Source organism: Sulfurovum sp. (assembly GCF_041551015.1).
Classification (GTDB): Bacteria; Campylobacterota; Campylobacteria; order Campylobacterales; family Sulfurovaceae; genus Sulfurovum.
This window is the reverse complement of the sequence record NZ_JBFENQ010000094.1, coordinates 1-7,196: the sequence shown is the minus strand read 5'-3', so window position 1 is coordinate 7,196 and position 7,196 is coordinate 1. Positions and strand designations below refer to the sequence as shown.

The following is a 7,196-nucleotide window of genomic DNA, read 5'->3' as shown; positions in this document are numbered from 1 at the left end:
TCACGTTCTTTATAATATCCCCATGCCAAAGAGTCCAAATAATACATGTTATCGGGTTGTTGTATCAATGCATTTTCAATCACATTGATACCTTTTTTCACATTAACCTCTTTATCTATAAGTGTATAGCCATAATAATTGAGGTAAATACTGTCATCATTCCCTAACGCAATAGCTTTTTCAAAATGAGAGATCACATCTTGTATCATTTTTTTATCATTTTTATCTTCTGAGGTTTCAAAAAGAAGTACACCCTTCTCTGCTATCCACTTTGAATTTTTATCTTCCTCATAGAGTTTATCCACAAGGACTAGTGCTTTAGAATAATATTTTTTTGTCTTATAAAGCTCATAGAGTATGTCATTTCTACTTTGATCTTTTTCTAGAAAAACAATGGCACTATCAAGATCTCTTTTATAGACATAAGCATCTATGATCTTCATTAAATACTCTTGATCATTGTCTTGCAGATAGAGTGCTTTATATGTCTCTAAGATACCATCTATATCTTTTTCTTTTTGATAAAGCAAAAGCAATTTAACATAGACATCATGACTTACGATATTCATACGACGATGTGTTTCAAGCAGCTGTATGGCCTTTTTACGCTCACCTGTAAACTCATCCATAATATCAGTCATCCGGAGCAGTATCTCTTCTCTAGGTACAGTTTCATAGACTCTGCCTAAGAGATCTAATGCCCGTTTAAATTTTCCTGCATAGAGAAATGAATTTGAAGCCAGATCCAAGTCCATAGGTTCTTTAGATTGTTCAAGTAAATGTTCTGCTTCGATCGTTGCATTTTTCACTTGTCTTATAGTGAGATATAGAGGGATTAGAAGACGTCTCACTTCAATTCTATCTGGATTTTTTGCATCCCAACTTTTTAAACGTGTGATACTCTCTAGTATGTGATTTCTACTCATCAATGCAGAAGATGCTTCTTTAAAGAGATAGATCTCTGCCCCAGTATCATCATAAAGTCTTTTATAGACTTGATAACTGTTTTCATAGGCTTTATATTCATCATATAAAAGTCCTCTTATGATGAGTTCATCTTCACTTATCTTCATAAGTTCTTTGGCATAACTAGCCGTAGTACCAAAGCTAAAGACTATAAATAGAGTTAAAACTATACGATTCCAGGACACTCTTTACGTACCTCTTCTTCATCACTTTTAAATTGTTCCCAAAAAGGGAAAGTACGACACTGTAAAGGCCGTACAGGGTAAATAGAACAACGTTTCATCGACTCATCAAAAAATACACATGCATAGTTATCTGCTGCAAGTTTCTTTTCTATCAAAGAATAGCGATGCTTCACTTTTCTTAAATACATTGTAGCAAAATCTTCTACGCTAAGGTTAACGAACTCTGCCATTTTTTCTATTTCAGCATATTTAGCCCAGATATAGCCGCTCTCTCCCGTACAACAGTGCCCGCCACAAGCTTCACACGCGTTAGGGTTAAATTTAAATGTATACTGTTCATGTGTCATTAATTCCATTAATTTCCTTTGAAGCGACTAGTCGCTAAGCCTACTGCTGAAGTAAACACAGTGTTAACGTAGTAATATGAGGCTTTGCCTTATATGCGTTCTATCACTAGTAGTCACCTTTTATACTATTTGTATTTGCACGTTCAAATGCTTTTATCGCTTTTTCTCTGTAAACACCCTTCTCATCAAAGACAACAAATGGAGGAAGTATCTTTGTCATAGACTTTGATCCCATACGTGCTGCGATCATCACCAGTTTAGACTCCCTGTCTATTTTGGAGTGGACGAACTGCATTGTTTCAACAGTTATACCATAAGAAGTTAAATGATGTAACAACAAGTCTACTTGCTTAGCATCATAACAGAAGATAAAATACCCTCTGGGCTTCAAGAGTTTTTTGACCTTGGCTATGAAATCATCTATAGGTAAATGATGTGCATATCTTGCAATGTTCAAATGTGTATTTTCACTTTGTTGAACGTTTGAGTCATAAAAAGGCGGATTTGAGATGATATAGTCAAACTTCACATCTGTCTTCCACTCTGTAAAATCTCCGAGATGACTTTGAGCTTCTAAGTCATTAAGTACATAATTATGTTTTGCATAGTCAAGCATCTTTTCCTGTTTATCTATAATACTCGTCTGGATGTTAAAATCCCTGGTCAATAAAAGTGAGATAATCCCTACACCACACCCTACATCCAATAGTTTACCCTTAGGCTTGAAAGAAGAGATAAAATCATATAAGAAAATTGAATCACTGTTATAGCAGTAGCCACTTGTAGGTTGATAGAGAAACAAATGATGCCTTTTTTTATGAATTTTACAATATTTTCAGTATAATCGCGATTATGAATGAAGAACTAGATCTACTCAATCCGCCATCAACAGATTTTTCAATGCTGGACTACGACTGTGCATACATCCCTGGCAATAAGGTACGTATGAACTACAAGTATGTTTCTCGTGCAAGTAAAAAATTTGCAACTGCAGTAATAGCCAGAGGATGGAGACGTTTTGGGAAGTACTTCTTCCACCCTATATGTAATGGTTGTAATGAGTGTAAAAGTATTCGTATAGATGTCAATAACTATCATTACACCAAATCACAAAAAAAATCTATCAAACGGAATGCTGATACGGAGATCATTGTACAAAAGCCTAGTCTTACCGATGCCCATATTTATCTCTATAACAAATACCACTCTTTTAAACATGAAAAAGACAAATGGCAGCATCGTAATATTTCACAACGAGAGTACCATGAAAACTTTGTAGATGGTGCACATGATTATGGAAGAGAAGTACTCTATATCAAAGATGATAAACTCATTGGTGTTGACCTCATCGATATACTCGATGACGGTATCAGTTCCATATATTTTTACTATGATCCTGATTATGCAAATCTATCACTAGGAACCTATTCACTACTTTATCAGATACACTTGGCCAAGATACTTGAACTACCTTGGATCTACCTAGGGTACTGGGTAGACGGATGTAAAGCTTTTGCTTACAAACCAAAGTTTCAACCCCAAGAATTGTTAGATGGTTTTCCTCATGTATCACAAGAACCTGAGTGGGAAAAGTGGGATTTATCGTAAAGCGTCTAACTCCGAACTCTTACGACACCACTTCAAAAAAAGTCTATCAGGATCTACTCTGACATCTACCTCTTTGTCTTCAACAATACATTCAGCCAACATCTTTGCCATAAGCGGAGCAAAAACAAAGCCTCTTCCCCCTAAACCATTAGAAACAAATAAATTATCTATATACTTCATCTCTGGCTTCGCACCACGTATGATGGCTGGATATTTCTTTAACATAAAAGGAACATCTATCACTTTTCCTAGCAAAGGAAAATAATCTTTAGACCCTGATCTCATACCACAAAAAACTTCTTCTAGTTCCAGATCTGACGTATCGATCAGCGAAGAGGCTTTTTCTTTTAATGATAGTGCCTGTTCCTTCTTACAAGGTACTACTTCTTTGACCTCTTTTTCATGTGTAGCACCCAATTTTATAATGCCATCTATATTAGCACCTACAGACATAGACTGATGCATACTGATACCTAACTTTAAATTAGAAGAAAAATCTCCCCTGGACCCCCATGTACCCTTTATATCCATATAACGTACGTCAACCAAATCACTCTCATAACCCGTTGCAAGAACAAGGTTTTTAGCACTGTACTCGCCTACACACCACAATCCATCTTCTTGTGTTATCTCTTTTACTTCATACTCTATAACTTCTATGTCTGAGAGTAAATCTTCACATACTTCTTTTGCATCACAAACCCCCGCGTCAGGGAAATAAAAACTTTTAAACTCAGCATGTACTCCCAGTTCCTGAAGTTGTTCTTTTTTGTAGTTTACGTATTTGTTTTCATTAAAAGGCTCATACGCTGAAAACTTCTTGGCATCAGCTTCATCTTTGGGTATACGAATAACGCCTGTTTGATGAAAAAGTGCGGGACAAGTGGAGAGATAAAAATCTTTAGCGAAAGAGAAAGCTTCATTGGTAAGTGTTTGAAGAGGTGACCCTTTACCTATTTTAGGAGAAACAAAAGCTCCGGCTGCACCAGACCCGCCAGAAGCAATGCCTCTTTTATCAAAGACTAGAACTTTTTGGCCTTTTTGAGTAAGTGCATGTGCTGTAGAAGCTCCTGCAATACCTGCACCAATGATGATACTATCATAGGTTTTAGACATGATATCTAAACCGATATCTCTTTAATATCTGCAATATTCCTAAATGTCTTATATACAGCCCCTATCGTATGAAGTCTATTTACTTGTAATGCTTCATCATCAGTGTTTACCAGAACATCATCAAAATATGCATCAAGTTCGCGTTTTAGACCAAAAAGTGCTTCTAATTCTTCTTTGTAGTCACTGTATGTAGAATTGATCACTTTTTCATAAGCATTGTAAAGCGTTACTTCAGCATCCTCTTTAAATAATGCGATATCTATCTCCATACTTGACTCTAGGTCTAGATCTTTAGAGATATTTGCTACACGTTTGAAGGTAGTGAACTGTTCTTTAAATACATCACTGCTAACGATTTCATTGAGTGCAGCCACTTTTTTAGCTATCTCATTGATGTCTCTTTCACCAGAAGCAAGTACAGAAGCAATAACTGATGGATTTGCATCGAGTGACTTATTGATACGTTCTATAATGAATTCACTTAATAGATTCGTATCAAACGCATCATAATTGCCTTTTAGCAACGTGATGATATCATCAATATTGAAAGTCAAATCATACTCTGTCACAATTCGTACAATACCATTGACTGCACGACGTAAAGCAAATGGATCTTTAGAACCTGTAGGAATTTTTCCTACGCTAAAGAGTCCAAAGAGTGTATCCAGTTTAATACTCATCGCTAAAATAGATGAGAATACAGAACTTGGAAGTTCAGCACCCTCACCTACTGGCATATACTGCTCTTTTATAGCATTATAAACAAGCTTATCTTCACCCAGTGCCTTGGCATAGTAATATCCCATAAGTCCCTGAAGTTCTGTAAACTCATACACCATCTCGCTCATAAGATCCGCTTTTGCAAGGCTCACCGCTCTATCCATTGCTTTCTCAAGTGCTGCAGAACTTTGTCCAGTTCCTGATTCTACTCTGTCCATATAAAGGGCAAGCAGTCTAATGGCGATATTATTTTCTCTTGTGATCTTATCTGCAAGTGTCCCTAGACCATCAATGAACTGGACTTTTTCAAGGCCATCAGTACTCAGTCCGTTTTTAAGATCATTTTTGTAGAAAAACAGTCCATCTGCCAAACGTGGTTTAAGTACACGTTCATTCCCTGCTACAACTTTACTGTAATCATCTGTATAAGCATTACTTACAACCACAAATTTATTGGCTATCTTACCATGTTCAAATACAGGGAAATAACGCTGATGCTCTTTCATAGAAGTAATAATGACTTCAGGTGGAAGATCCAAGAAGAGTTCATCAAAAGTTCCTACCAATGCTTTAGGATTCTCTGTGATAGCTACCACTTCAGCAAGGAGTGCTCTGTCTCTTTCGATAATGATATTATGCGTTGATTCCAAAGCATCAAACTCAGCCAAGATCTTTGCTTCTCTCTCTTTAGGATGCAGCATCACTGCGTATTCATCCAATATACTTTCATAGGCATCTATCGCAGGAACCTCTACTGCATCGTAAGTTACCATACGATGTACATATGTTTTTGTGTCTGATCTTACACCAAAAAGTTCTACAGGAACAGAAGTCTCACCCAGTCTCACCTGTAACCATCTGAGAGGACGGATAAACTCATCGGCTCTTGATCCCCAACGCATCATCTTACCAAATGACATGGATGCCAGCCATTTAACCAACATCTCTTCAAGAAGAGAAACAGTCTCTCCACCCTTCTCTTCTTTTTTAAAATATAGTACTTCTTTACCGTTCTTATCTGCACGACCAAGTTCATCAAAACTTACACCACATTTTCGAGCAAACCCCTGCGCTGCTTGTGTAGGCTCACCATCTTTAATAGATGCTTGCACAGGAGGTCCCATCAGTTCTACGGTACTATCTGCTTGTTTTACAGCCATGTTTGCATGTTTAAGCACAAGTCTTCTAGGTGTATAGATAAACTCAAAGTCACAAGAAAGATTATACTCTTCAAGTATATTTTTCCAAGATTTTTCTATGTTAGATACAATTTTCAGTAGCGGTATAGCCGGAAGTTCTTCTACACCGATTTCGATAAGTAGTGCTTGTGTCATTTAGGGTTTCCTAGTGAAATAATAATAGCTATTATTTTACCTAAGAGTTGGTAAAGAGGGGGTTAGTCCTGCTTTTCCTCTTTAGCTACCTCATCTTGCATATCTATACGTCTACCCTCATCATCAAATTTACTTTTATAATAATTTTTCACAATTCCAAACGTAATAAATGCAAATAAGAACATTGCGATGATGTAAAGTATATCGCCAAATGCCATATCAACTCTCCAAAGTATTGGCTATCGTGATCTTTTCAAAACCTTCATAGTTTTGACGGAGTGCATCATAGATGACTATCCCGACACTCACACCAAGATTCAAACTTCTACCTGCCCCACCCATAGGAATGGTAATACAACGATCAGGATGTGCAAGCAACACTTTTTCATCTATACCCTTCGTCTCTGAACCAAACAGGATATAATCACCTTTTTTAAACGGTGCATTAAAATACAGATTATCCGTTTTTGTGGTTGCCATATAGGAATCCTTACCAATAGGGTGTTCTTTTAAAAATGCTTCAAAGCTTTCCCACACTACCAGATCAAGATGTTGCCAATAATCAAGTCCCGCACGCTTTACAGCCTTGTCATCGATATCAAACCCAAGTGGTTTGATAAGATGCAATGTTGCGCCTAGATTCACACAGAGACGTCCTATAGTACCTGTATTTTGAGGGATCTGTGGTTCTACTAAAACAATGTTAAACATTAAAAAATAACCGTCTTATTGCCATTTACAAATACTCTATCATGTAGTACCAGTGCCAATGCACGTGAAAGAACGATCTTCTCACCATCACGTCCGGCTCTTTGCATATCTCTCCATGAAAGACGATGGTTTACAGGAATCACATCTTGAGCGATGATAGGCCCTTCATCCAGATCATCAGTCACAAAGTGTGCTGTAGCACCAATGAT

9 protein-coding genes are annotated in these 7,196 nt (G+C 37.0%); 1 reads left to right on the top strand and 8 read right to left on the bottom strand.

From position 1 onward, the window contains the following. The 3 genes from ABZC96_RS07015 to ABZC96_RS07005 all read right to left on the bottom strand — a co-directional run. A partial coding sequence (locus ABZC96_RS07015) for a hypothetical protein (RefSeq protein ID WP_373030051.1) occupies positions 1 to 1,151 on the bottom strand: 1,151 nt, incomplete at its 3' end. Then, positions 1,133 to 1,507 carry a YkgJ family cysteine cluster protein gene (locus ABZC96_RS07010; protein WP_373030050.1) on the bottom strand — a complete coding sequence of 125 codons (375 nt, stop codon included), beginning with the start codon at positions 1,505 to 1,507 and terminating at the stop codon, positions 1,133 to 1,135. The genes ABZC96_RS07010 and ABZC96_RS07015, both read right to left, overlap by 19 nt. A 97-nt stretch (positions 1,508 to 1,604) precedes the next feature. Beyond that, positions 1,605 to 2,300 carry a tRNA1(Val) (adenine(37)-N6)-methyltransferase gene (locus ABZC96_RS07005; protein WP_373030049.1) on the bottom strand — a complete coding sequence of 232 codons (696 nt, stop codon included), beginning with the start codon at positions 2,298 to 2,300 and terminating at the stop codon, positions 1,605 to 1,607. A gap of 50 nt (positions 2,301 to 2,350) precedes the next feature. Between ABZC96_RS07005 and ABZC96_RS07000 the strand changes: the two genes are divergently transcribed. Beyond that, positions 2,351 to 3,106 (top strand): arginyltransferase, encoded by a 756-nt coding sequence (locus tag ABZC96_RS07000; RefSeq protein ID WP_373030048.1) that lies wholly within the window; start codon positions 2,351 to 2,353, stop codon positions 3,104 to 3,106. Here ABZC96_RS07000 and ABZC96_RS06995 read toward each other — a convergent pair. The 5 genes from ABZC96_RS06995 to ABZC96_RS06975 form a co-directional block, all read right to left on the bottom strand. After that, positions 3,098 to 4,222, bottom strand: a complete 1,125-nt coding sequence (locus ABZC96_RS06995) for an FAD-dependent oxidoreductase (protein ID WP_373030046.1) — start codon at positions 4,220 to 4,222, stop codon at positions 3,098 to 3,100. The two genes, ABZC96_RS07000 and ABZC96_RS06995, sit on opposite strands and share 9 nt — an antisense overlap. 5 nt (positions 4,223 to 4,227) lie before the next feature. Further along, positions 4,228 to 6,276 (bottom strand): glycine--tRNA ligase subunit beta, encoded by a 2,049-nt coding sequence (gene glyS / locus ABZC96_RS06990; RefSeq protein WP_373030044.1) that lies wholly within the window; start codon positions 6,274 to 6,276, stop codon positions 4,228 to 4,230. Between the two features lie 62 nt (positions 6,277 to 6,338). Then, positions 6,339 to 6,494, bottom strand: a complete 156-nt coding sequence (locus tag ABZC96_RS06985) for a hypothetical protein (protein WP_373030043.1) — start codon at positions 6,492 to 6,494, stop codon at positions 6,339 to 6,341. A gap of 1 nt (position 6,495) precedes the next feature. Continuing rightward, positions 6,496 to 6,987, bottom strand: a complete 492-nt coding sequence (locus ABZC96_RS06980; protein WP_373030042.1) for a tRNA (cytidine(34)-2'-O)-methyltransferase — start codon at positions 6,985 to 6,987, stop codon at positions 6,496 to 6,498. Next, positions 6,987 to 7,196, bottom strand: a 210-nt coding sequence (locus tag ABZC96_RS06975; RefSeq protein ID WP_373030041.1) for a formyltransferase family protein, incomplete at its 5' end; no start/stop codon positions are given. The genes ABZC96_RS06980 and ABZC96_RS06975, both read right to left, overlap by 1 nt.

Excerpts from the sequence above, each read along its gene's own strand:
- ABZC96_RS06985 (WP_373030043.1), bottom strand. The coding sequence starts at position 6,494 with ATGGCATTTGGCGATATACTTTACATCATCGCAATGTTCTTATTTGCA.
- ABZC96_RS06980 (WP_373030042.1), bottom strand. The coding sequence starts at position 6,987 with ATGTTTAACATTGTTTTAGTAGAACCACAGATCCCTCAAAATACAGGT.
- ABZC96_RS07010 (WP_373030050.1), bottom strand. The coding sequence starts at position 1,507 with ATGGAATTAATGACACATGAACAGTATACATTTAAATTTAACCCTAAC.
- ABZC96_RS07000 (WP_373030048.1), top strand. The coding sequence starts at position 2,351 with ATGAATGAAGAACTAGATCTACTCAATCCGCCATCAACAGATTTTTCA.
- glyS (WP_373030044.1), bottom strand. The coding sequence starts at position 6,276 with ATGACACAAGCACTACTTATCGAAATCGGTGTAGAAGAACTTCCGGCT.
- ABZC96_RS06995 (WP_373030046.1), bottom strand. The coding sequence starts at position 4,222 with ATGTCTAAAACCTATGATAGTATCATCATTGGTGCAGGTATTGCAGGA.